Source organism: Aliiroseovarius subalbicans, assembly GCF_022678625.1.
Lineage (GTDB): Bacteria > Pseudomonadota > Alphaproteobacteria > Rhodobacterales > Rhodobacteraceae > Aliiroseovarius_A > Aliiroseovarius_A subalbicans.
The window spans coordinates 1-22883 of sequence record NZ_JALBYQ010000001.1; the positions used below are offsets into that span (position 1 = coordinate 1).

The 22883-nt window shown below is 62.7% G+C and carries 22 protein-coding genes and 1 pseudogene; 17 read left to right on the top strand and 6 right to left on the bottom strand.

Translation table 11 applies throughout. From position 1 onward, the window contains the following. Window positions 1-98 (top strand): hydroxyisourate hydrolase (locus MN188_RS00005; protein WP_242107296.1); only part of this gene is annotated, 98 nt, incomplete at its 5' end. A gap of 75 nt (window positions 99-173) precedes the next feature. Here the strand turns inward: MN188_RS00005 and MN188_RS00010 are convergent. Then, window positions 174-977 (bottom strand): mechanosensitive ion channel family protein, encoded by an 804-nt coding sequence (locus tag MN188_RS00010; RefSeq protein ID WP_242104742.1) that lies wholly within the window; start codon window positions 975-977, stop codon window positions 174-176. A 423-nt stretch (window positions 978-1400) separates the two neighbouring features. On the opposite strand from MN188_RS00010, the gene MN188_RS00015 reads away from it, so the two are divergent. From MN188_RS00015 to selD, 5 genes are all read left to right on the top strand, one after another. After that, the gene (locus MN188_RS00015) at window positions 1401-1787 is read left to right on the top strand and encodes an SxtJ family membrane protein (RefSeq protein ID WP_242104743.1); all 387 of its coding nucleotides are present in this window, start codon (window positions 1401-1403) and stop codon (window positions 1785-1787) included. A 19-nt stretch (window positions 1788-1806) separates the two neighbouring features. Next, complete coding sequence (locus MN188_RS00020) at window positions 1807-1956, top strand: DUF5989 family protein (RefSeq protein WP_242104744.1); 150 nt, start codon at window positions 1807-1809, stop codon at window positions 1954-1956. Next, complete coding sequence (locus tag MN188_RS00025; protein WP_242104745.1) at window positions 1956-3806, top strand: carbamoyltransferase family protein; 1851 nt, start codon at window positions 1956-1958, stop codon at window positions 3804-3806. Before MN188_RS00020 ends, MN188_RS00025 begins: the two co-directional genes overlap by 1 nt. 20 nt (window positions 3807-3826) lie before the next feature. Beyond that, entirely contained in the window at window positions 3827-4954 is a 1128-nt protein-coding gene (locus tag MN188_RS00030) for an SGNH/GDSL hydrolase family protein (protein ID WP_242104746.1), read from the top strand. A gap of 80 nt (window positions 4955-5034) precedes the next feature. Continuing rightward, window positions 5035-7212, top strand: a complete 2178-nt coding sequence (selD, locus tag MN188_RS00035; RefSeq protein WP_338023214.1) for a selenide, water dikinase SelD — start codon at window positions 5035-5037, stop codon at window positions 7210-7212. On the opposite strand, the gene mnmH is transcribed toward selD, so the two are convergent. From mnmH to MN188_RS00060, 5 genes are all read right to left on the bottom strand, one after another. Next, a complete protein-coding gene (gene mnmH / locus MN188_RS00040; protein WP_242104748.1) occupies window positions 7209-8252 on the bottom strand; it encodes a tRNA 2-selenouridine(34) synthase MnmH in 1044 nt (347 codons plus the stop codon). The genes selD and mnmH overlap by 4 nt on opposite strands. 64 nt (window positions 8253-8316) lie before the next feature. Continuing rightward, window positions 8317-9477 (bottom strand): N-acetylglucosamine-6-phosphate deacetylase, encoded by a 1161-nt coding sequence (gene nagA, locus MN188_RS00045; protein ID WP_242104749.1) that lies wholly within the window; start codon window positions 9475-9477, stop codon window positions 8317-8319. Then, complete coding sequence (locus MN188_RS00050; protein ID WP_242104750.1) at window positions 9474-10505, bottom strand: SIS domain-containing protein; 1032 nt, start codon at window positions 10503-10505, stop codon at window positions 9474-9476. Before MN188_RS00050 ends, nagA begins: the two co-directional genes overlap by 4 nt. Next, window positions 10502-11272, bottom strand: coding sequence for a GntR family transcriptional regulator (locus MN188_RS00055; RefSeq protein WP_242104751.1), 771 nt, complete (start codon window positions 11270-11272; stop codon window positions 10502-10504). The genes MN188_RS00050 and MN188_RS00055 overlap by 4 nt, the downstream gene beginning before the upstream one ends. Next, on the bottom strand, window positions 11269-12159 hold the full coding sequence (locus tag MN188_RS00060; RefSeq protein ID WP_242104752.1) for a glucosamine kinase nucleotide-binding domain-containing protein: 891 nt from the start codon (window positions 12157-12159) through the stop codon (window positions 11269-11271). The genes MN188_RS00055 and MN188_RS00060 overlap by 4 nt, the downstream gene beginning before the upstream one ends. Before the next feature lie 148 nt (window positions 12160-12307). On the opposite strand from MN188_RS00060, the gene MN188_RS00065 reads away from it, so the two are divergent. The 11 genes and pseudogenes from MN188_RS00065 to MN188_RS00120 all read left to right on the top strand — a co-directional run bounded on the left by MN188_RS00065 (window position 12308) and on the right by MN188_RS00120 (window position 22883). After that, window positions 12308-13189 carry an N-acetylmuramic acid 6-phosphate etherase gene (locus tag MN188_RS00065; protein ID WP_242104753.1) on the top strand — a complete coding sequence of 294 codons (882 nt, stop codon included), beginning with the start codon at window positions 12308-12310 and terminating at the stop codon, window positions 13187-13189. A 48-nt stretch (window positions 13190-13237) separates the two neighbouring features. Then, window positions 13238-14491, top strand: coding sequence for an ABC transporter substrate-binding protein (locus MN188_RS00070; protein WP_242104754.1), 1254 nt, complete (start codon window positions 13238-13240; stop codon window positions 14489-14491). Between the two features lie 70 nt (window positions 14492-14561). Then, window positions 14562-15488 carry a carbohydrate ABC transporter permease gene (locus MN188_RS00075; protein ID WP_242104755.1) on the top strand — a complete coding sequence of 309 codons (927 nt, stop codon included), beginning with the start codon at window positions 14562-14564 and terminating at the stop codon, window positions 15486-15488. Window positions 15489-15498: 10 nt separating this feature from the next. Beyond that, window positions 15499-16338 (top strand): carbohydrate ABC transporter permease, encoded by an 840-nt coding sequence (locus MN188_RS00080; protein ID WP_242104756.1) that lies wholly within the window; start codon window positions 15499-15501, stop codon window positions 16336-16338. Beyond that, window positions 16335-17369, top strand: coding sequence for a Gfo/Idh/MocA family protein (locus MN188_RS00085; RefSeq protein ID WP_242104757.1), 1035 nt, complete (start codon window positions 16335-16337; stop codon window positions 17367-17369). The genes MN188_RS00080 and MN188_RS00085 overlap by 4 nt, the downstream gene beginning before the upstream one ends. Next, window positions 17366-18364 (top strand): ABC transporter ATP-binding protein, encoded by a 999-nt coding sequence (locus MN188_RS00090; RefSeq protein ID WP_242104758.1) that lies wholly within the window; start codon window positions 17366-17368, stop codon window positions 18362-18364. Before MN188_RS00085 ends, MN188_RS00090 begins: the two co-directional genes overlap by 4 nt. A gap of 131 nt (window positions 18365-18495) precedes the next feature. Continuing rightward, a pseudogene (locus tag MN188_RS00095) lies at window positions 18496-18696 on the top strand (sugar phosphate nucleotidyltransferase); the annotation flags it as partial. 191 nt (window positions 18697-18887) lie between these two features. Beyond that, window positions 18888-19898, top strand: coding sequence for an NAD-dependent epimerase/dehydratase family protein (locus tag MN188_RS00105; protein WP_242104760.1), 1011 nt, complete (start codon window positions 18888-18890; stop codon window positions 19896-19898). Between the two features lie 133 nt (window positions 19899-20031). Next, a complete protein-coding gene (locus MN188_RS00110; protein ID WP_242104761.1) occupies window positions 20032-21351 on the top strand; it encodes a nucleotide sugar dehydrogenase in 1320 nt (439 codons plus the stop codon). Window positions 21352-21363: 12 nt separating this feature from the next. Next, complete coding sequence (locus MN188_RS00115) at window positions 21364-22311, top strand: Gfo/Idh/MocA family protein (protein ID WP_242104762.1); 948 nt, start codon at window positions 21364-21366, stop codon at window positions 22309-22311. Beyond that, a complete protein-coding gene (locus tag MN188_RS00120; protein ID WP_242104763.1) occupies window positions 22311-22883 on the top strand; it encodes an acyltransferase in 573 nt (190 codons plus the stop codon). Before MN188_RS00115 ends, MN188_RS00120 begins: the two co-directional genes overlap by 1 nt.

A 22883-nucleotide genomic window follows, 5' to 3' on the forward strand; every position in this document is an offset into this window, starting at 1 on the left:
ACCTGATCCCGCTGCGCTTCGGCATGTCCGAGAACACCCACTACCACGTGCCCCTGCTGCTGTCGCCGTTCGGATACTCGACATATCGCGGCAGCTGATTGGAGCTCGAAAATGGCGCAACCGGGGCCTCGGATGCACCACCTATCGAAGGCACGGACAGGGAAAAGTGTAGCTTAGTTTGCGTTATGCACAACAACCTGCTGGAACGGAATTTCGATGCGATCTTTGGCAAATTGTTCATAGATTGCCTGTGGGAGGGCGTATTTTACGTCGAAGTAATCCGCGCCAGTCACAAAGGGACGCACCAGAAGATCGACGCTGCTGGCCCCCAGGGTCTCGACCTCGACAAACGGGGCGGGGTCACTCAGAACCTGTTTGTTTGCCTTCAGGACCTTCGCGATCGATGCTTTGGCTTTCTTGATGTCGGTGCCATAGCCGACCGACGCGATCATATCGACGCCGCGCACCGCATGGTGTGAATGGTTGGTGATCTTGGTGCCCCAGATTTCCGAGTTCGGGATGATGATCTGCTGGTTGTCAAACGTGATCATGTCGGTGGTAAACAAGGTGACTGCCTCAACCTTCCCAAAGGTGCCCGCGGCCTCGACAAAGTCACCAACCTTGTAGGGCCGGAACAGAATGAGCATCACGCCGGCGGCAAGGCTGGACAGGGTGCCTTGCAGGGCAAGGCCGACGGCCAAACTGGCCGCACCCAGGATTGCGACAAGCGATGTCGTCTGAATGCCGAACCGGTCGAGGATGATGATGCCAGCAAAGATCATGACGCCGTAGCGGGCAATCGATCCCAGGAAATGGAACAGCGTTTCGTCCAGCGAGGGCTGCGATTTTCCGATGCGAAGGATCACAGACTTGACGACGCCTGCGATCCAGTAGGCGATGACGGCGATCACGATGACAAAGAGAATGTTGATCAAGTTGGCCTGAAGCCAGCCAAGTGAGCTTGTAACGTTTTCCATCGTGGTCCCTTTTCATGCAAATGCGATTGTGTCCGAGGGTGCCTGTTTTGGTGTTGCGGGAAATGGGGAAAAACCTGGTGGCTTTCCCAGTGTGACGACCCAAGCCCGCCCGCGCCACGTCAGCGCGAATGGTTTTGCGGCACTGATCTGATGGGAAAAGACAGCCGTGTGTTCGCCTGGGTGAAGCGGGAAACCGCACGGCTAAATCTTGCCGATATCAGGTTCCGAGAGGACCGATTGGAGGCATGCTTGGTGGTTCTGAGCATATCCCCTCGAGCTTATTGGGCACCCAAATGCACCTGTTTTGCGTGATGGTTTCACCTATGCACGACGCCGTTTTCCCAGGGGGACAGGCGTGGCTTGTTCGGGGCGGGCGTGGGTGTTAGACCCCACATGACATTTCTCCTGAAAGCGAGGGCAAACGTGAGCACCCCGACAATTGGCAGCGAAAAGAGTTTTGGCCTGGTTTTCTGCGCCGTTTTCCTGATCATCGCGTTTTACCCGCTTTTGAAGGGCGGTGACCTGCGGCTTTGGGCCTTGATCGTGGCGGGTCTTTTCGGGGCTGTTTCTTTTCTCATGCCCAGGCTCTTGAAGCCACTGAACCATGCGTGGTTTCGCTTCGGGCTTGCCATCAGCGCGGTGATGACGCCGGTCGTGATGGGTATCCTGTTTGCGCTTGTCGTCACCCCGACCGCTTTGTTGATGAAACTGTTTGGCAAAGACCCGTTGAAACGCGGAATTGATCCGACGCTGGACAGCTATTGGGAACCGCGCGATACCCCGCCGGGTCCGATGAAAAACCAATTCTGATACCTGGAAGGCTGACCCGATGTCCATCTTGATCGAACTCGTCCACTTTCTTGTCGCGCGCAAGAAATACTGGCTCTGGCCCATGTTGATCGCGCTGATCCTGATTGGTGGTCTGATCGTGTTGACCCAGGGGTCTGCCATCGCTCCGTTCATCTACACGGTGTTCTGATGGCGGCGATCCTTGGCATTTCGGCCTTCTATCATGATAGTGCCGCAGCCCTTCTGGTGGACGGGGAAATCATCGCGGCAGCGCAGGAAGAGCGGTTTACCCGGCAAAAGCACACGCCCGATTATCCACGCCAGGCGATCGATTATTGTCTGGCCGAGGCGGGGCTTAAGATGGCTGATCTGGATCAGGTCGTGTTCTATGACAAGCCGTTCTTGAAGTTCGAACGCCTACTGGAAACCTATGCCAGTTTCGCGCCGCGCGGCTTTGCCTCGTTTCGCAAGGCGGTGCCGGTCTGGATCAAGGACAAGCTGTTTCAGAAAACGCATTTGCTGGAGGAACTGAACCAGCATGACGGCGGCATGGACGGCAAGACCGAGCTTCTGTTTTCCGAACATCACCTGAGCCACGCGGCCAGCGCCTTTTACCCGTCGCCGTTCGACGAGGCGCTGGTGCTGACCCTGGATGGGGTGGGGGAGCGGGCGACGACCGCCGTGTTCTTGGGAAAGGGCAACCAGCTGACCCCGCTGCGCGAGATCAACTTTCCCCATTCCCTGGGGCTCCTTTATTCCGCCTTCACCTACTACCTCGGGTTCAAGGTCAACAGCGGCGAATACAAGATCATGGGGCTTGCGCCCTATGGTGAGCCGCGGTTTGTCGACCTGATCCTGGACAAGCTGGTGGACCTGAAACCGGACGGGTCATTCCGGCTGGATCAACGCTATTTCAACTACGCTACCGGATTGACGATGACGAACCGGCGCTTTGCGGACCTGTTCGGCCAGCCACGCCGAGAACCGGAAACCGAGGACCTGGCCCAGTTCCACATGGACATGGCCGCGTCGGTTCAGGCGGTGACCGAGCGCATCGTTCTGGCCCTGGTGCAGGACCTGGCCCGCGAATTCGACACTCGCAACCTGTGTCTTGCGGGGGGTGTCGCGCTGAACTGCGTCGCCAACGGGAAGGTGTTGCGCGATGGTGCGTTCGACAGGATCTGGATTCAGCCCGCATCAGGGGACGCGGGCTGTGCCCTGGGGGCGGCACAGGTGGCCTGGCACATGGAACAGGACCAACCACGCCTGCCGCAGGCGGACCGGCCGGGCGGCGACGGGATGAAGGGCTCATACCTGGGGCCGGAATTCGAGCAGGCCGACATCGAGACGCGCTTGCGCGCCGCGGGTGCGGAATTCCATGTGCTGGCGCCCGCCGCGTTGAGCGACCGGGCCGCGACCGACCTGGCGGAAGGCAAGGCCGTGGGCTGGTTCCAGGGCCGGATGGAATTCGGTCCTCGCGCCCTGGGCGGACGCTCGATCCTGGGTGATCCGCGCTCCCCGACAATGCAGAAGACCCTGAACCTGAAGGTCAAGTATCGCGAAAGCTTTCGCCCCTTCGCACCGTCCGTTCTGAAGGAACGTGTGTCCGAGTATTTCGACCTGAACGAACCCAGCCCCTACATGCTGATCGTCGCTGATGTGCAGAAGGCGCGGCGCAAACAGATGAGCGAGGCGGACCAGGCGCTGTTCGGGATCGACAAGCTGAACGTGCAACGCTCGGACATTCCCGCGATCACCCATGTCGATTACTCCGCTCGGGTGCAAAGCGTGGATCACGAGACCAACCCGCGCTACCATGATCTGATTTCACGGTTCGAGGAAAAGACCGGATGCGCGGTGCTGATCAACACCTCGTTCAATGTGCGTGGCGAGCCGATCGTGTGCACGCCCGAGGACGCGTTTCATTGCTTCATGGGCACCGACATGGACACACTGGCGGTCGGAAACTGCTATCTCGTGAAGGGTGAACAGGATCCGGCGCTGGCCGAGGATTACACCTCAAAATACGCGCTGGACTGACACGACGCCGGGAGGGCGGGATGAGAATTTTCGGAAAGATCTGGCGTGGGTTGAAGACGGTCTTCCTGTATACGGTCATGACCCTTGTCTTCGTGGAGATCGGGCTCCAGGTGGTCGTGCGCATGGGGCTTCTGGACATGTCCTTGCCGACCTACAAGGCGTCGAATGCCAGGGGCTACGTCGCTGAGGTCGATCCTGACTACGGCATTTTTCACCTCGCCGGTGTCGAACGCGACCATCTCACCAGCTGTTTTAGGGTGATCAATCGCACCAACAGTTTCGGGATGCGCGACAGGGAAACCACCCTGGAAAGCGATGGATCGCGCGTGGTGGTTCTTGGCGACAGTTTCGCCGAGGGTTTCGGCGTGATGCTGGAGGACACGTTCCATGACAGGTTGGAGCGCATGACCAGCCGCGAACACCTGAGCTTTGGCTCATCCGGTGGGGTCGGGCCGACGCAATACTGGAAGATCTACGAAAAGCTGGGGTCACGGTTCGACCATGACGCGGTGATCGTGATGATCTTGCCGAACAACGATTTCTGGGACGATACGCCCCATTCCGTGCGCCTGTCCTCGGTCGCACCCTGGCGTCCGTTCCTGGTCGGGGAATACCCTGACTATACGGTGACGTATCCCAACAAGGAATTTGAACCGTCTAAGGTGGGCACCCTGACCTTTCTGACCACCCTGGCCAAGCAGAATATCCTGAGCTTCCGGACGCTGGATCACTACTGGCTGATGCTGCGCGCGCGCCTGGTCACCGGCATGTTCGGCGTGGACGAAGGCGATGATCTTACGGAAAGCTCACCCTATTTCAACTACACCAGCGCCGAGTTCGACAGGATGCGATACGCGCTTGAGCGGATCGTGGAGATCGCCAGCCCGCGCCCTGTCGTGATCGCGACCATTCCGCGGCATCTGGATTTCGAGGTTGCCATGACCAAGACCAACCTGCCGCTTGTGAATGCGCTTGAGGATCTGGCGAGTGGCCTGGGGGCGGAATACATCGATCTGACTCGTCCGATGCTGGCGGCCGGGGGCGGCACCTATGAGCAGTTCTTCCACGAATGTGATGGGCATTGGTCCCCGGCAGGCCATGCCGCCGCCGCCGAGATTCTGGCCGGTACGTCGATCTATCGTCCCTGAAGGGGGCAATCACGCATGGCCCTTCGGCCAGGAACACACTACATCATGCAGGGTATGTTCGAAAGGCCCGGCTGATGCAGATGCCCCATCCCCTGACCCGTGACCTGGTGTTTGTTGGCGGTGGCCATGCTCATGCGCTGGCGCTGCGCATGTGGGCGATGGATCCACTGCCGGGGGTGCGGCTGACATTGATCAACCCCGGCCCAACCGCCCCGTATTCCGGCATGCTGCCGGGGCGGATCGCGGGGCACTATGGGCGCGCGGAACTGGACATTGACCTGGTGCGGTTGGCGCGCTTCGCGGGGGCACGACTGATCCTTGCACCGGCGACCGGGATCGATCCGCTGGCCCGAACCGTCACAGTCGAAGGGCGCGGCGCGATCGGCTATGACGTGGCCTCGATCGATGTCGGTATCCACGCCGAGATGCCGGATATCCCGGGCTTTCGCAAACACGGCATCGGGGCCAAGCCGCTCGACGTCTATGACGCGCGCTGGCAGGGCTTTCTGACGGATGTCGCCGCCGGGCAAGCAGCGCCCGAGGTCGTGGTGATCGGCGGCGGTGTGGCCGGGGTCGAACTGGCGTTGGCGATGCGTCATGCGCTGGCGGGGGTCTGCGACGCCCCCCGTGTGACGGTGTTGGAGCGCACGCCCGATATCACCGGCCCTAGTGTTCGCGCTCGCAGCCGGTTGCACCAGGCGATGTCGGCGGCAGGGGTTCAGTTCCGCGGCGGCGTCACCGTGGCGCGGGTTACGGCGGACGCGGTGCAGCTGTCGGACGGCGCCGAAATGCCCTCGGCCTTCACGGTTGGCGCAGCAGGGGCCTTCGCGCATCCCTGGCTGGCGGGCAGTGCGCTGCCCGTGACCGATGAAGGTTTTGTTACCGTTGACGACACACTGCGCGTGACCGGGGTCGACGATCTGTTTGCTGTCGGCGATTGCGCCCACATGCCCCATGCACCGCGCCCAAAGGCGGGCGTGTTCGCGGTGCGCGCGGCCCCGGTCTTGCGCGACAATTTACGCGCGGCCCTGTCTGGCGGCACGCTGCGCCCGTTCCGACCGCAACGCAACTACCTCAAGCTGGTATCGCTGGGCAGCAAGGTGGCGCTGGCGGAGAAGTGGGGTGTTACGGTGCAGGGCGCAGGCCTGTGGCGCTGGAAAGACAGGATCGACCAGAAATTCATGGATCAGTTCCGCGACCTGCCCGCGATGACCGCCCCCGCGCAACCCGCCGTGGTGGCGTTGGGATTGGATGAGGCTGAGGCCAGTGGGGCCAAGGCGCTGTGCGGCGGCTGTGGGTCGAAAGTGGGTGCAGACACGCTGCGCAATGCGCTAAAGGCGTTACCCCCCAGCACCCGTGACGACGTGCTGTCAGGTCCGGGCGACGACGCGGCGGAGCTTGAGATTGGCGGACAACGGCAGGTGATGACGACCGACCACCTGCGCGCTTTCACCCATGATCACGGGCTTTTGGCGCGGATCACGGCGGTGCACGCGTTGGGTGATATCTGGGCGATGGGCGCAGCCCCACAGGCCGCGCTGGTATCGGTGACCCTACCGCATATGACCCCGGCGCTTCAGGAACGCAGCATGGGTGAAATCATGGCCGCCGCGCAGGACGTGCTGGGTGCAGCCGGCGCTGAGATTGTCGGCGGTCATTCCACGATGGGTGCGGAGCTTACGATTGGTTTCAGCCTGACCGGGCTTTGTGACGACGCACCGATCACCAACACAGGTGCGCGGGCAGGGGACGCGCTGATCCTGACCCGCCCGATTGGCACCGGCACGCTCTTGGCCGGGGAAATGGCCGGGCAGGCGGATGGGCGCGACGTGGCGCGAATGCTCACGGTGATGGCGCGGCCACAAGGCGACGCGGCGGCGATCCTTGGCGTGGCCCGTGCGATGACCGATGTCACCGGGTTCGGTCTGGCCGGGCACCTTCTGGCGATCTGCAAAGCGTCCGGTTTGGCCGGGGTTTTGGACCTTGAGGCTGTTCCGACCTATGACGGTGCCCTTGCCCTTACCGACGCCGGCGTTCGGTCAACGATTTTTGCGTCCAACCGGGACGCAGCCCCTGTGGCTGGGGCGACGGGTGCGCGGGGCGATCTGCTGCATGATCCGCAAACGGCGGGCGGTCTGCTTGCGGCGGTGGCGGTGGAGGAGGCCGAGGGTCTGCTGGCACAGCTGCGCGCCGCCGGGCATGACGCTGCCCTGATCGGCCAGCTTGAGGTTGGCCCTGCGACGCTGCGCTGTCGCTAATCGGCGGTTTCGGTGATCCGAGCGGCGGTGTCGGCCAGGGTGGCCTCGGACAGATCCGGCAACTCCAGCTGCATCAGCGGCGGGCCTTTGCGGCGTGACACGCGGGCATAGCGCGGGTCGTAATGTGTGGCCACCAGAGCGCGCGCCAGCGCCTCGTACTGCCCTGCGTCGGCCAGGGATTTCCAAGCGCTCACTTGGTCATGCCCGTGATAGCGCCGCAGCTGGTCCAGGGTTTGCGTCAACCGCGCAGGGTCTTGAAGAAGATCCGGGTAGGCGGTGACAAGGAACCCCGCGCGCGCGGACAGAGGGGCCGACAGGCGGATCTGCTCGGCGCCGATCATCGCGGCCCACAGCGACGGGGGCAGGGTGATGCGGCCGATCTTGTTGCTTTCGGCTTCGATAAACACCGGCCGGGTCGGGTCCAGCGTGGCCATCGCCATCGCCAGCGTGCTTTCAAAGCTTTTCTGCGACGGTTGTCCACCTGCAACGGGGCCGAACAGCGACCCGCGATGGGCTGCCATCGCCTCGAGGTCCAGAACCTGCGCGCCCTGATTTTCCAGATGCTCCAAAAGCCGCGTCTTGGCGGTGCCGGTGCCGCCGTCGATCAAGATCAGGCGGAGCGCCAGCGGCTGCTCATACAGCGTTTCCACCACCAGCCGCCGGAAGGATTTATAGCCGCCATCAATCAGATCGACCCGCCAGCCGACCTGCGCCAGGATCGAGGCGAAGGAGCCAGACCGCTGCCCGCCGCGCCAGCAATAGACCAGCGGACGCCAGCCACCGGTGCGGTCGGCAAGCGGGCCCTCAAGATGGTCAGCGGCGTTGCGCGCGACCAGGGCTGCGCCGACCTTGCGGGCCAGAAACCGGTCCTCCTGCACATAAATCGTGCCAACCCGCGCGCGTTCAGCGTCCGACAGCACCGGCAGGTTGATCGCGCCGGGGATGTGATCCTCGGCGTATTCGGCGGGCGCACGCACATCGATCACCTCATCAAACGGCAGTTTGCTCAGGTCGCGCAGCGATGTCAGAATGTGTGCCATGGGGGCCCCGATGGAAAAACTGCCCCCGTGGTATCGTGCTGGGCAGGCAAGCGCCAGAGGCGGATCAGAGTGCGACCCGCGCCCCGCCCTGCCAGACACCGCAAAGCGCGCCGGTGGTATCCAGATGCACAAGGTCCGCGCGCGCGCCTGGGCGCAGGTGGCCCAGTGAGGTCTGTTGCCCGATCAGGGTCGCGGGCACGGAGGTGGCCATCGCCAACACCTGGGACAGGGGCAGGCCCGTGACCCGCACCACGTTTCGCACGGCCGTAGCCAGGTCCAGATCAGCGCCCGCCAATGTGCCATCCTCCAGCGTCAGGCGGCCGTCCTGGCGGTTGATGCGCCGCCCGTTCAGAGTGAAATGGGTGATCTCGGACCCCGCAGTCGCCATCGCGTCGCTGACCAGATACATCCGCCCCGGTCCGCGTTTCGCGCGCAGAGCTGATGCCAGCGTGGCGGGATGCACGTGGATCAGATCGGCGATCAGCCCCGCCGAAAGCCCAGCCTGATCCAGCGCCGCGCCAACAAGGCCCGGTTCGCGGTTGGTCAGCTGGCTCATCGCGTTGAACAGGTGGGTGACGCAACGCACGCCGTTTTCGGCGGCGGTCACGCAATCCGCGTGGCTCGCGTCACTGTGCCCAAGCGCAAGCAGCACGCCAGCGTCGGCCAACCTGCGCATCTGCACGGGCGTCACGCTTTCAGGCGCAACGGTGACTTTCAGCACCGGCAAGCGGCGCACGGCCTCCAGCAGAAAGGCCAGATCGGCGTCTTCCATCGGGCGGATCAGCGCCGGGTCATGGGCGCCCTTGCGCGCCAGCGAAAGGTGCGGGCCTTCCAGATGCAGCCCGGCAATGCCCGCAACGCCTTCCGCCACTGCTTGTTCTACAGCCTCAACCGCGGCCCGCACATGGGCGGGTGTGTCGGTGATCAGCGTGGGCAGGATCGACGTTGCACCCAGCCGTGCGTGGGCCTTGGCCATGGCGCGCAGGGTGTCGAGCGAGGGCGCATCATTGAACAGGATCCCGCCGCCACCGTTCACCTGAATATCGACAAATCCGGGGGCCAGTGTGCCGCCGTCAATCGCCACCCGCGCGGCGGTTTCGGGTATGTCACCCAAGGGCAAGACGCCCGCCACCTTGCCGCCGTCCAGAACAAGGGCGCGGTTCGTGTGGAGGGCGGTGCCGTCAAAAATGTCTGCGCCTACAAAGGCCTGGGCCGTGTTCGTCATACCGTTTCCGTCACTTTCTTCAGGTGCCGGGGCGTGTCGGGGTCGATGCCGCGCCCGGTCGCCACCTTTTCGACCATGGCATAGAACGAGGTGATCAGGCTGATCGGATCGGTCAGCGGATGATCGGTGCGCCGGTGGGCGATGGTGCGCGCCTGCGTGGCCCGATCCGAGGTCACGAACACATTCGCACCCTTACCCGCGATCTGGTCCGCGATGCCAACCAGCGCGTCCTCGGCGGCATCACCGGCGGCGAAGGCCAGCACCGGAAATCCTTCGTCAACGATCGAAACCGGGCCATGCAGTACCTCGGCCGAGGAATAGCTTTCCGCGTGGATCTGGCAGGTTTCCTTGAACTTCAGCGCCGCTTCGTTCGAGATTGCCCAGGCCGGGCCGCGGCCCAAGGTGAACAGCGATTGTTCGTCACTGATGGCGGCGCGCACGTCGGGCCAGTCGATCGCGGTGGCGTCTTCCAACGCGCGGGGGAGGGCGCGGATCGCGGCGGCAAGCTCGGCGTCGCCCTTCCAGTCAGCCAGCAGCATCAGCCCTGCCACTGCCGAGGTGACGAAGGTCTTGGTGGCCGCAACGCTCAGCTCGGGCCCGGCCTGCATGTTCAACGTGTGATGCGCGGCCTCGGCCAGCGGACTGGCGGCATTGTTGGTGATCGCGACTGACAGTGCATCGCCACGCCGCGCGGCGCGCGCCATTTCCACGATGTCGGGGCTTTGGCCTGATTGCGAGACCGACACGCACAGGCTTCCGGCCAGGCGCAGCGGCGCGCCGTAGATCGAGGCGACCGAGGGGCCGACCGAGGCCACCGGCACGCCCAGCATCAGCTCGGTCGCGTATTTCAGATAGGTGCAGACATGGTCGGAGGACCCGCGCGCCACGGTGATGACATAAGCCGGGTCCAGGGCGCGCACGGCTTCAGCGGCGCGGGCGATGTCGGCGGCACCCAGCGACAGCAGGCGGTCGACCGCCACGGGGATTTCTTCGATCTCGCGGCGCATCTGGGTGGTTTTGGTGGTCATGTCTGGTCCTGTCTGTCGGAAAGGCGCAACTCGGCCACGAAATCGTAGGCATCGCCGCGGTAAATGGAGCGGGTAAACTCGGCGACGCGGCCACCGGGCAGGTAGGATGTGCGTTCGATCTTCAGCCCCGCCGCGCCGGTCGGCACACCCAGAAGGGCGGCGTCCTCGGCGTCCAGATTGATCGCCGAGATCTTCTGGATCGCGCGTTCGGGCCGGTTGCCGTCGCGCCCCAGCACCTCATAGAGCGAGCGGGTGACCCCGGTGGGGTCGGGCAGCAGGTCAGGCGGCAACGAGGCGCGTTCGATCGCCATCGGGCGCCCCCCGGCCACGCGCAGGCGGGCGATGCGGGCGACAGGGGCGTGGGGGTCCAGCGCCAGCGTCACGACCTCCTCGGGCGACGGCATGAACATGCCGCGCTCCAACCACTGCGATTCCGATTTCAGCCCGCGTCGCGCCATGTCCTCGGTGAACGAGGTGAGGCGCGAGAGCGATTGTTCGACCCGTGGCGCGATGTCGGCGATGAAGGACCCAGAGCCCTGTTTCTGAACGATCGCGCCCTGTTCGACCAGCGCCTGCATCGCCTTGCGCACGGTGACACGCGACAGGCCGGTCAGCGCGGCAATCTCACGTTCGGGCGGAAGCGGCGCGTTGGGGGGCAGCAGGTCGGTGCCGATGCCCTCCTCGATCCGTTTTTGCAGGCGGCGATAGCGCGGGCCAGAGCCTTCGTCGAGCCAGCTATCGGGCGTGAGGAAGGCGATGACGCTCATGGCGCGTGCCGGGCTTGGCTGGCGGCCAGGCGTTGAGCCAGCATCACCGCACCGTCCAGCCCGCTGCCTTTGGGCGGTACAACGGCGGCGCGGGTATCGTCGCCCAGAAACGGGGCATAATGCGGGCCGACGCCACCGGTCAGGCACAGGGGCGTGTCCGGAGTCCAACCAACCGCGCGCAAGCCATCTTCGATATAGCGCGCGCCGCGTTCCATCAGGTCCAACCCCGCCGCGTCGCCCTCATTGGCGGCGGCGACCACGCGCGGGGCGAAGGTGCCGAAGTCTTCCGGCGTGGCGCGGGTGGCGAAAGCCACGATGCCGGCGGCGCTGCCGCCCAGCTGGTCAAGGATCGCATCGGTCAGCGGCGTGGCCGGGTACAGGCCATCGACCACGTGCAGGGTGCGGATCAGCGCGCCGCGCCCCAGCCAGGCGCCCGACGCTTCGTCGCCGACACGAAAGCCGTGGCCGCCGATCAGCCGTGTTTCGTCACCGATCCGGCGGGCCAGGAACGACCCGGTGCCGATGCCTGCCACCGCGCCGTCGGCGCCGTCCAGGGCGCCGGTCAAGGTTGGGATCGGGTCCTCGTCGACCTGGGCTGTGTCAAAGGGCAGCGCCTTTGCCACCCGCGCCGCCACCGCGTCATCCAGAACGCCCGCAAGGCCCAGGTAGGCGGGCAGGGCGAACAGGGTGCGGGGCGCGACCTCAAGCTGGTCGGCAAGGCTGTTCACCCCGGCGCAAATGGTCTCGACCGCCCCGGAGAAGTCGCTGTTTACATTGGCGCGACCGGTTTTCAGGCTGGCACGTGCTCCACCCAGAACCACGGCAATCCGGCAGGATGTTCCGCCCCCGTCCACGCCAATGGCGTCGTATGTGTTCGAATCGCGCATATAAATACCTTTATGATACCTTTGGGCGTTAGGGAAGGGTTTCAGCGGCGCATCGGCCAGTTTTGGCCTGCAATTTCAGGACATATTAGAAAATCATGGACAAAAGGTATCACAAAGGTATCATTCGGGTTGAATGGGGGAGAATCACATGGCCTTGCCTCGCACAGAAGCAGCGCACGATGCGGCTGAAGGTCTGGACCTTCGGGCCGATGGTGAGATTCTGTCGGTTCTTCTTGAGGCGCAGCGTCAGGCGCTTGAGGGGCTGGCGGACGCGCATGCGGCGCTTGGGGAAGGCGCGGCTTTGATGGCCGACACCGTGCGCGCGGGCGGGTGTCTGACGTATGTCGCGGCCGGATCGTCGGGCCTGATGGCCTTGGCGGATGCTGCCGAGCTGGGCGGCACTTTCGGGATTCCCGCAGCGCAGGTGCGCATTCTGATGGCCGGTGGTGTGCCGACCTGCGCGAACATGCCCGGCGACACCGAGGACGACGCGCAGGACGCCGCGCGCACGGTCGAAAGCCTTGGTGCCGACGACACCGTGATTGCGGTTACAGCCAGCGGCACCACGCCTTACCCGAATGAAATCGCCCGTCTGGCACACAGCAAAAGTGCGCGGGTGATCTGCATTGCGAACAACCCTGAGGCCGCGATTTTCGACCATGCCGACGTGGCAATCTGCCTGCCCACCCCGCCCGAAGTGATCTCGGGTTCGACCCGGATGGGGGCGGCGACAGCGCAGAAGGTGGCGTTGAATGCGATGTCCACGCTGATGGGCATCCGGCTGGGCCATGTGCATGATGGCATGATGGTGAACCTTGTCGCCGACAACGCCAAACTGCGCGCGCGGGCCGCTGGCATGGTGGCACGGATCGCCGGGGTCGATGCGGCCACGGCACAAAACTGCCTGGGGCAGGCGCAAGGTGCAGTGAAACCGGCGGTGCTGTGTGCGGCCGGGGTCAGCGCGGAGCGCGCGGCCCAGATTTTGACAGAGACAAAAGGACACCTGCGCGCCGCTTTGGCGCGTGTGTAATCCCGGTGAAACCCACCGGACAATGAAGACCAGAAAAGGGAGAGAGACATGAAGACGAAGACATTTGGAATGGCGCTGTTGGCGACCACCATTCTGGGCGGGGCTGCGATGGCCGAAGACGTCACCCTGACGATCGAAAGCTGGCGCAATGACGACCTGACCCTGTGGCAGGACACGATCATTCCCGCGTTTGAAGCCGCCAATCCCGGCATCAAGGTGGTGTTCAGCCCCTCGGCCCCGGCCGAATACAACGCGGTTCTGAACTCCAAGCTGGACGCAGGCTCCGCCGGTGACCTGATCACCTGCCGCCCGTTCGACGCTTCGCTGGCTCTGTATGACGCCGGTCACCTGACCGACCTCAGCGACCTGGGTGGCATGGCCAACTTCTCGGACGTCGCGAAATCCGCGTGGCAGACGGATGATGGCGCGGCCAGCTTCTGTGTGCCGATGGCGTCGGTGATCCACGGCTTCATCTACAACAAGGACGCGTTCAAGGAGCTGGGGCTGGACGCCCCCGTCACCGAAGACGAATTCTTTGCCGTGCTTGAGGCGTTCAAGGCCGATGGCAACTACACCCCGATGGCGATGGGCACCAACGACCAGTGGGAAGCGGCCACGATGGGCTACAACAACATCGGTCCGAACTACTGGAAGGGTGAAGAGGGTCGCCTGGCGCTGATCGCCGGTGAGCAGAAGCTGACCGACGCACAGTGGGTTGCGCCTTATGCGACGCTGGCCAAATGGGCGCCGTATCTGGGCGACGGGTATGAGGCACAGACCTATCCCGACAGCCAGAACATCTTTACCCTTGGCCGCGCCGCGATCTATCCGGCAGGCAGCTGGGAGATCTCGGGCTTCAACGGTCTGGCCGATTTCGAGATGGGCGCGTTCAAGCCGCCGGTCGCCGCCGCAGGTGACGACTGCTACATCTCGGACCACACTGACATCGCGATGGGTCTGAACGCTGCCAGCCCGAACGCGGAAGCAGCACGCACCTTCCTGGACTGGATGGGCACGGCTGAGTTCGCCTCGATCTATGCCAACGCGCTGCCGGGCTTCTTCTCGCTCTCAAGCCATGAGATCGCGATGGAAGATCCGCTGGCCCAGGAATTCGTGTCCTGGCGTGGTGAGTGTAGCTCGACGATCCGGTCCACCTACCAGATCCTGTCGCGCGGCACGCCGAACCTGGAAAACGAGACCTGGGGCGCATCCGCCGCAGCGATCAAGGGCACCAAGACGCCCGAAGAGCTGGGCGCCGAGCTGCAGTCCGGTCTGGCCAGCTGGTACAAGCCGCAGATGTAAGTCGCGGTATCTGACAATTGTCCGGGCGGCGCAGATCGCCCGGACATGACCAACCACCGGGGAGGGTGACATGAGCCAAGCCAACAGGAAACCGCGTTTCAAGTGGCACATCGTCGTGTTTCTGGCGCCTGCGGTGCTGGTCTATACCGCGATCATGATCTTTCCACTGTTCAACACGCTCAGACTGGCGCTGTTTTCGGAAGTGGATCAGGTCCGCGTGTTCACCGGGCTGGACAATTTCCGTACCCTGTTTGGCGACCCGCGCTGGTCCGAAAGCTTTTGGAACGCGCTGGGCAACAATTTCTGGTTCTTCGTGATCCACATGGTCGTGCAGAACCCCATCGGTATCCTTCTGGCCGCCATCCTGTCCCACCCGCGCCTGCGCTTCGCGACGCTTTACCGCTCGGCCATCTTCGTGCCGACGATCCTGAGCTTCGTGATCATCGGCTTCGCCTGGAAACTGATCCTGTCGCCGATCTGGGGCATTGCGCCCGACATGCTGGACGCGATTGGGCTGAAGTTCCTCTATGCCCCGTGGCTGGGCAAAGAAGAATACGCCCTGACCACGCTGGCGCTGGTGTCCGTGTGGCAGTTCGTCGGCATCCCGATGATGCTGATCTATGCGGCGCTTCTGTCGATCCCCGAAGAGGTGCTTGAGGCCGGAGAAATCGACGGCGTCACCGGCGCCTCGGCGTTCTGGAAGATCAAGCTGCCGCTGATCCTACCGTCAATCGGCATCATCTCGATCCTGACGTTCGTGGGCAATTTCAACGCTTTCGACCTGATCTATGCCGCCCAGGGCGCGCTTGCCGGGCCGGATTATTCGACAGACATACTGGGCACTTTCATGTATCGCACGTTCTTTGGCTTCCAGCTGCAACTGGGCGATCCGCATATGGGATCAGCGATTGCGACCGCGATGTTCGGCATCATCCTGATCGGTGTCTGCATCTACCTGTTCGGCATCCAGACGCGCATGCGTCGGTATCAGTTCTGAGAGGCCCGTCATGAACAAAGCCCGCAGAAATCCATTTAACGTCGCAGCGTCCCACGCGATCCTGCTGACTTATACCGTCATCGCGCTGTTCCCGGTCTTCGTGATCCTGATCAACAGCTTCAAGACGCGCAAAGCGATCTTTCGCGAGCCGCTGGCCTTTCCGGACGCCGACAGTTTTTCCCTGATCGGGTACCAGACGGTGATGAAGCAGGGGGATTTTTTCCAATACTTCCAGAACTCGATGATCGTGACCGTCGCGTCGCTGTTTTTCGTGCTGCTGTTCGGTGCGATGGCGGCCTTTGCGCTGGCCGAATACCGCTTCAAGGGCAACACGTTGATGGGGCTTTACCTGGCGCTGGGCATCATGATCCCGATCCGCATCGGCACCGTTGCGATCCTTGAGCTGATGGTCTCGACCGGGCTGGTGAACACGTTGTGGGCGCTGATCCTGGTCTATACAGCGCAAGGCCTGCCGCTGGCTGTGTTCATCCTGTCGGAGTTCATGCGGCAAGTGTCCGATGACCTGAAGAACGCGGGCCGCATCGACGGGCTGAGCGAATACACGATCTTCTTTCGCCTCGTGCTGCCGCTGGTGCGCCCCGCGATGGCCACGGTCGCGGTGTTCAACATGATCCCGATCTGGAACGACCTGTGGTTCCCGTTGATCCTGGCCCCGGCCGAAGAGGTGAAAACCCTCACGCTCGGCTCTCAGGTCTTCATCGGGCAGTTCGTGACCGACTGGAACGCGGTCCTGTCGGCGCTGTCGATGGCGATCCTGCCGGTGATGGTGCTTTACGTCATTTTCTCGCGGCAATTGATCCGCGGCATCACGTCGGGAGCGGTGAAATGACACGTGTTCTGATTGCAGGTCTGGGCAACATGGGGATGAGCCACGCGCTGGCCCATCACCACCACCCCGACGCACAAATCGTCGGCCTGGTGAACCGCTCGGGCACAACCGACCGGGAAGAGCTTCAGGGCTATCCAGTCTTTACCGACTATGCGGCGGCGCTGGCCGAGACGAACCCTGACCTTGTGGTGATCGCCACATATTCTGACAGCCACGCCGATTTCGCCGTGGCCGCGATGCAGGCGGGCGCGCATGTGTTCGTTGAGAAACCGCTGGCGACCAATGTGGCGGATGCCGAACGGGTCGTCGCCAAGGCGATTGAGACCGACCGCAAACTGGTCGTCGGCTACATCCTGCGCCACCATCCCAGCTGGGTGCGGCTGATCGACGAGGCGCGGGGGCTGGGCGGGCCATATGTGTTCCGCCTGAACCTGAACCAGCAAAGCTCGGGTCCTGAATGGGAGACGCACAAGGCGCTGATGCAGACGACATCGCCGATCGTCGATTGCGGCGTGCATTATGTCGACGTGATGTGCCAGATCACCGACGCGGCTCCGGTGCGCGTGCACGGCATGGGCCTGCGTCTGTCCGATGAAATCGCGCCGGAGATGTACAATTACGGCCAGTTCCAGGTGATCTTCGACGACGGATCCATCGGCTGGTACGAGGCTGGCTGGGGCCCGATGATGTCGGAAACCGCCTTTTTCGTGAAGGACATCGTGTCGCCCAATGGCTCGGTTTCAATCACCGACGCCGCCACCTCCGGGTCGTCAGATGTTGAAGGCCACACCAAGGTCGGCGGCATTCTGGTGCACACCCCTGAGGGCGACCGCAAGGTCGATATGCCGGGCGAACCCGGCCATCAGGAGCTTTGTGACGCCGAACAGGCCTTCGTCCTGCGCGCGATCGCCGAAAACATCGACCTGACCCGCCACATGACCGACGCCGTGCAAAGCCTGGCGATCTGTTTGGCCGCGGATGAAAGCATCCGCACCGGCCAGCCCATCGACCTTACAGGAGCGACCGAATGACCGCCCTCAAACTGACCAATGTCTGCAAATCCTTCGGTGCCGTTAAGGTTCTGAAGAACATCGACCTTGAAGTGGAGGAAGGTGAGTTCGTCGTCTTCGTCGGCCCCTCGGGTTGCGGCAAATCCACCCTTTTGCGTGTGATCGCGGGGCTTGAGGACGCGACCGAAGGCACCGTCGAGATCGACGGCGATATCGTGAACCAGACCCCGCCCGCCAAGCGCGGGATCGCGATGGTGTTCCAGTCCTACGCGCTGTATCCGCACCTGACGGTGCACGACAACATGGCGCTGGCCTTGAAACAGGAAAAGCAGCCCAAAGATGAGATCGCAGGGCGGGTCGACAAGGCGTCGAAGATGCTTTCGCTCGACGACTACCTTGACCGGCGCCCCTCCGAATTGTCCGGCGGTCAACGCCAGCGCGTCGCCATCGGCCGTGCCATCGTGCGCGAACCCAAGCTGTTCTTGTTCGACGAACCCTTGTCCAACCTCGACGCAGCCTTGCGCATGAACACGCGGATCGAGATCGCCAACCTGCACAGGTCGCTGGACGCCAGCATGATCTATGTGACCCACGACCAGACCGAGGCGATGACTTTGGCCTCCAAGATCGTGGTGCTGCGCGACGGCATGGTGGTGCAGGTCGGTAGCCCGATGGAGCTTTATAACAACCCCGCCAACCAGTTCGTCGCGGGCTTCCTTGGGGCGCCCTCGATGAATTTCTTTCCCGCGCCCGTGGTGGGCGGCGCGGACGGGATGAGCGTCGGCATCCGCCCCGAACACCTGCGCATCGCCAGCAAAGGCGGACGCCTCAAGGGTGAAGTCGTGCACGTCGAGAAGCTGGGCGGCGACACCAACGTGTTGGTAGACGTGGCCGGGGCCGGGCGCATGACTCTGCGTTTGTTCGGGCAGCACCCGATCGACAATGGCGCAACGCTGGAAATGGACTACGACGACGCGGACAGCTTCCTGTTCGACGCCGCTGGACACAGGGCCTGACGCTCTGTTCGGGGCGAGTGAACAGATCCTCCACCGCCTGGGGTTGGCTGCAGGGTGCGTTTCATGACACTGTAGCGTGAAGCCGCCGGGGACCGGAGGTTTGTGCCTGAAGGAGCCCTCGCGCGTGATCCATCCCCGTAATTCTGTGCGGCGGTCAGGGAACCCGGCTCTGGCCTCTGTCGCGCAAAAGCTATCCCAAGCAGTTTGCCACGCTGACGGGTGACGACACGCTGTTTCAAGTCACCGCGCGGCGTTTGTCCGGCGCGGGTTTCGCGGCACCATTGGTGGTGACCGGAGCCAACTACCGCTTCATTGCACCACAACTGCTGGCTGAGGCGGGCATCGTCGCGGTGCCGTTTTCGCGAGCCTGGTCCGACCTGGGCAGCTGGGATGCGGTCTGGCGCGCGGAAGATACGGATCCTGCCGGGGTGGCAACTTCGATCAAAGCCTGCCCCCTGCTTGAGATTGGCAAGACCGAGGTTTGAGTATACCAACAGGGCAGATGGACACGGAGCGATTTCGCATGAGAATACTGGTCACCGGCACGGCGGGATTTATCGGCTTTCACTTGGCAAAACTGCTGCTGGATGAAGGTCACGTGGTACATGGCTTCGACGCGATGACGGATTACTACGACGTCAATCTGAAGCGTCGCCGCCAGCAGATATTGCTGCAATCCCCCGGATTCGACACGACCGAGGCCTATCTGGAAGAGGGAGACGTGTTTCTTGAGGTCGCCCGCCAGTTCAAGCCAGACGTGATCGTGCACCTCGCCGCCCAGGCCGGCGTGCGCTATTCGTTGGAGAACCCGCGGTCTTATCTGGAAAGCAACATCGTCGGCACCTTCAACGTGATGGAGGCCGCGCGGGAGCTGGAGGTGGATCACCTGCTGATGGCCTCAACCTCGTCGATCTATGGCGCCAACGAAGTGATGCCGTTCACCGAGACCGAGAAGGCCGATCACCAGCTGACGTTCTATGCCGCCACCAAGAAGGCGAATGAAAGCATGGGCCATTCCTATGCCCACTTGTGGAACCTGCCGACGACGATGTTCCGGTTTTTCACCGTGTACGGCCCATGGGGCCGACCCGATCTGGCGTTTTTCAAGTTCACCGACGCGATCCTGAACGACCGCCCGATCGACGTCTACAACCACGGCGACATGTATCGCGATTTCACCTATGTCGAAGATCTGGTGCGCGCCATTCGCCTGCTGATCGACGTGCCTCCGGTACGCCCGGCCACGCCGGAGGATATCGCCCCGGGCGACAGCCTGTCCCCGGTCGCACCCTACCGCGTTGTGAACGTGGGCAATTCCGAGAAGGTGAAGCTTCTCGATTTCGTCGATGCGATCGAAGAAGCACTGGGGCAGAAGGCCAGCCGCAACTATATGGACATGCAGAAAGGCGACGTGCCGGCCACTTGGGCCGATGCCAGCCTGCTGCAATCGCTGACCGGATATCGCCCCGCGACGGACCTGCGCGACGGGATCGCGAAGTTCGTGGCCTGGTACCGGGATTACTACGACAAGTGATGAGATCCGCCTTCGGATTTACACCCAAGAGAATAATAAGCCCCCGTTAAGACAAGTTAAGGTTGTGTCGCCCTTCTGATCGTGTACTCTACCCTCGGTTGCGATCCGGTTTGCGCCGGTCGGAGAGGGGACCATGACGACAATAACGGCAGACACATGCGATTTTACCGCGCGAGTCCAGGAAAGAACGGCGGTCGTCGGCATCCTTGGACTGGGTTATGTTGGTATTCCCCTGGCCCTGTCCGTAGCGCGAGCAGGTTTCAAGGTTGTCGGTTTTGACGTGTTGGAAGCGCGTGTTTCGCAGCTGAACAATGATGAAAGCCCAATCAAGCATATTTCCGGGACCGAAATCGCTGGTTTGCGCGCGGCGGGGTTCGAGGCGACGACGGATTTCGCGCGCAGCGCGGAGTGCGATGCGCTGATCATCTGCGTGCCGACACCGCTGAGCGAACACCGCGAGCCGGATCTCAGTTTTGTCATGGCCACGATGGACAGCATCGCGCCTTACCTTCGGGCGGGCCAACTTCTCAGCCTGGAAAGCACGACCTGGCCAGGCACGACGAAAGAGGTCTTGCTTCCCTATGTCGAAAACGCGGGTTTGAATGTGGGGCAGGATTTCTACCTGGTCTATTCACCCGAACGCGAAGATCCAGGCAATCCGCATTTCTCGAACCAGATGATCCCGAAGGTCGCGGGTGGCCATTCGAAAGCCTGCCTTGAAGCCGCTGTCGCGTTTTATGGCTCCTTCATCGACACCATCGTGCCGGTCAGTTCAACTGAAGCTTCAGAGATGGTGAAGCTGCTGGAAAACATCCACCGCTCGATCAACATTGGCTTGGTGAACGAGATGAAGATCGTCGCCGACCGTATGGGGCTGGACATCTTCGAAGTGATCGACGCGGCCAAGACCAAACCATTTGGCTTTACCGCCTATTACCCCGGTCCGGGGATCGGAGGGCACTGCATACCGATTGACCCGTTCTACCTGACCTGGAAGGCGCGGGAATACGGGCTTCACACGCGCTTTATCGAACTGGCGGGCGAGATCAACGCGGGCATGCCGCAATACGTCGTCAACAAGACAGTGCGCGCGCTGAACGAAGCGGGAAAATCGCTGAACGGCGCCAAGGTGCTGGCGCTGGGCATTGCCTATAAACGTGACGTGGATGATATGCGCGAAAGCCCCTCGGTCTTCGTGATGGAGCTGTTACGCGACTGGGGTGTTGACGTGGCTTATTCGGACCCGAACGTGCCGGTTTTCCCGGAAATGCGTGAACATGATTTCGACCTGTCATCGGTCGATCTCAGCTCGGAAACACTGGCTGGGTTCGACGCTGTGATCCTTCTGACCGACCACAGCGAATTCGACTACGACATGATCAAGGAACATGCGCCGATCCTGGTGGATACGCGCGGGAAGTATCGTGGCGACGATGCAGTTGTGCGCGCCTGAGGAGTTCACGCCATGACCAAGAATTACGCTCTGATCGGTGCGGCCGGATACATCGCGCCCCGTCACCTGAAGGCCATTAAGGAAACCGGCGGCAATCTGGCAGTGGCCTATGACGTGAACGACAGCGTCGGCATCATGGACAGCCATTTCCCCGATGCGGCCTTTTTCACCGAATTCGAACGCTTCGACGCCCATGTCGCCGACCTGCACCGGGCCGGGCAGGGGATCGGCTATGTCGGGATCTGTTCGCCGAACTACCTGCACAAATCGCACATGTCCTTTGCCTTGCGCGCAGGGGCTGACGCGATCTGTGAAAAACCGCTGGTGCTGGCGCCGTCGGACATCGACGACCTTGAGGCGCTTGAGGCGGACACTGGCAAGCGCATCAATTCGATCCTGCAACTGCGTTTACACCAATCCATCATCGCGCTGCGCGACAAGGTCGCCAATGGGCCCAAGGACAAGGTCTATGACGTCGACCTGGGCTACTTCACCTCGCGCGGGGCGTGGTATCATGCGTCCTGGAAGGGGCTGGCGCACAAGTCCGGCGGCATCGCCACCAACATCGGCGTGCATTTCTATGACATGCTCAGCTTCGTCTTCGGCCCGGTGCGCGATAACATCGTGCATCACCGTGGCCCGGACGCAGCAGCGGGATATATCGAGCTGGAGCAAGCGCGGGTGCGCTGGGTGCTGTCGATCAACCGCGATCACCTGCCGCCACATACCCCGGCGGGTCAGACCACGCACCGGTCGATCACCGTCGAAGGCGAAGAGATCGAGTTTTCGGGCGGCTTCACCGACCTGCACACCGCAAGCTATCAGAACGTGTTGGACGGGAACGGCTATGGTCTGGACGTCGTGCGCCCGTCGATCGAGCTGGTCAGCCACATCCGCACCGCGCCGATCGAACTGGGCCGCGGCGAACAGCACCCGGATATCGCAAAGGTTCTGTGCTGATGATCGACCCGACCGCCTTCGTGCATGAAAGCGCCTATGTCGACATGCCGAGCGTGATCGGCGCCGGCAGCAAGATCTGGCATTTCGTGCATGTCCTGCCGGACACGGTGGTTGGGAAGAACTGCGTGCTGGGTCAGAACGTGATGGCCGGGCCGAACGTGACCATCGGCGACGGCTGCAAGGTGCAGAACAACGTCGCGCTTTATAAGGGTGTGACGCTGGAACAGGACGTGTTCTGTGGTCCCTCCTGCGTGTTCACCAACGTGCTCACGCCCCGCGCTCATGTCGAGCGCAAGGACGAGTTCGGCGAGACCTTGGTCAAACGCGGCAGCACGATCGGGGCGAATGCCACCATCGTCTGCGGCAACACGCTGGGGCAATACTGCATGATCGCGGCGGGCGCTGTCGTGACCGCCGACGTGCCCGATTTTGCCCTGATGGCGGGCATCCCGGCGCGCCGGATCGGTTGGGTCAGCCGGGCGGGGGACCGCCTGGGCGCAGACCTGGTCTGCCCGCGCACAGGCGAGCAATACGAAGACGTAAACGGCACACTTCGGATCGTCGGGGGTTAG